This window comes from Pedobacter sp. 01N416 (genome assembly GCF_056399685.1).
This window is the reverse complement of the sequence record NZ_JBFTRT010000788.1, coordinates 1-1,769: the sequence shown is the minus strand read 5'-3', so window position 1 is coordinate 1,769 and position 1,769 is coordinate 1. Positions and strand designations below refer to the sequence as shown.

2 protein-coding genes are annotated in these 1,769 nt (G+C 33.9%); one reads left to right on the top strand and one right to left on the bottom strand.

From position 1 onward, the window contains the following. On the bottom strand, positions 1-715 hold a 715-nt coding region (locus tag AC1DND_RS27165; RefSeq protein WP_477585881.1), incomplete at its 3' end, for a cysteine peptidase family C39 domain-containing protein. A gap of 390 nt (positions 716-1,105) precedes the next feature. Between AC1DND_RS27165 and AC1DND_RS27160 the strand changes: the two genes are divergently transcribed. Further along, positions 1,106-1,769: glycosyltransferase family protein (locus tag AC1DND_RS27160; RefSeq protein WP_477585879.1), on the top strand; the 664-nt coding region annotated here is incomplete at its 3' end.

Sequence of the window (1,769 nt, the reverse complement as noted above, 5' to 3'; positions counted from 1 at the left end):
CCCTAGTACTTATATGGAGAAGTATCCAAGACCTGATAAAATCTACACTCAAGCGCCCTAGAAAAAGCATAGTTTGGGCAATTAAGATAATATAGATAAAATCAAGATTTTTAGTATTGATGCCGATATCAACCACAGACTGCGTAAGAAATGGAAAAATAAGTTGAAGCAAAGTACCTACAGCTAATCCCATGAAGAGTTGTCCTATTAATTGTTTGTAGCGATATATGTAACGCGCTAAGAAACTGAAATTAAGACCTTTATTCTTATCTCCTGCCTGGTCGTAAAAAGATGGCGTAGGAGAAAGTTGTAAAGCGATTCCTTGACTATGTTCATTATCATGAGTACTGAGCCAGCGCTTCACAAATTCCGACTGGCTATAAACAGTCAATCCTTTACCCGGATCGGCAACATGGTACTTACCTTTTTTAATTCCATAGAGTACAACAAAATGATCTTGATTCCAGTGTATGATCGTTGGCAGTTCTGTTTCCAACAATTGACCTAAAGTCAATTTAGTGCCCAAAGTACGGAAACCAATCTTTTCTGCTGCCTCACTAATGCCCAACAAAGAAACACCTTCTCGGTTAATACCACTGATTGCCCTTAGCCGTTGAAGCGTAAAATTTTTGCCATAGTGTTTAGCTACCATTCGTAGGCAGGTCGGACCGCAATCCATCTGATCAGGTTGCTTATAATAAGTAAATGTTTTCAAAAATTAGTGCTTTATCTGTGATAGCTTTTGTCCAATCTGCTAACTATCCTTACACAAAAATTATAATCAAAATATTGTTTATGAATTCTTGCAAACAAAGGCTAAAATCGAACCTATGCAATATAGAAATTATAAAAATCAAATAAGCAACAGCTTTTCTTTTTGAATTAATTCTCAACATTATTACAATAAAGTTGCAGTGAAAAAATTCATACTCCAATTATAGTAATATCCAATTCTCTTTTATATCTAAAATTGAATCCTGCATAAAACCGAAACACTGAGAGTACAACTAAAACTAAATTCAAAATTTCCAAACATTATTTATTATTTAGCCAAGTAAATACTTTCTAAAAAATTAATTACTTTTAATAATACCTTTTCAATTATATGAAAATCACAGCTATAATGGCAACTTGTGGCAGACACTATTGCTCAGAAAGAAGTCTTTCTCTTTTTTTAAACCAAAAATATGTTGATAAGCATTTGCTCATTTACCAAAATTCCGAAGTCATTCAGACATTAAATCCCAATATCCAACCTGGTATAGTAACATTGGTTAATAATAATATTGATCCCGAAACCAAACTACCATTCAAAAGTTTAGGCGCCATCTATAGTGACGCATTAAATTATATCCCAAATGATGCAGATGTCATAGTCTTTTGGGACGATGATGACATCTTTTTGGAAGATCATTTATCAGAGGGGGTAAAGGGTTTAATTCGGGGAGGCAAAACAGCTTACAAGCCAGCATGGTCATTCTTTAAAAATTGTGATGGCATAGAATACGCCCAAAACACTTTAGAGCCTTCAATTTTTGTGAAGTCAGATCATATTAGAAGTTTTGGTTTTTTCCCTTCAACTACGGATCAACATTTGAAATGGTTAAATCCATTAATTAATTCTGATGATATTTATATTGATGAAGATGGTGAGTCGACGTTAATTTATAATTGGGGGGATACCTTTGATATTTACAGAACCAGTGCAAACGCAGATAATCCAAATCATTTTGAGGAATATAGAAAGCATTCCCAAGACCATGGAGATA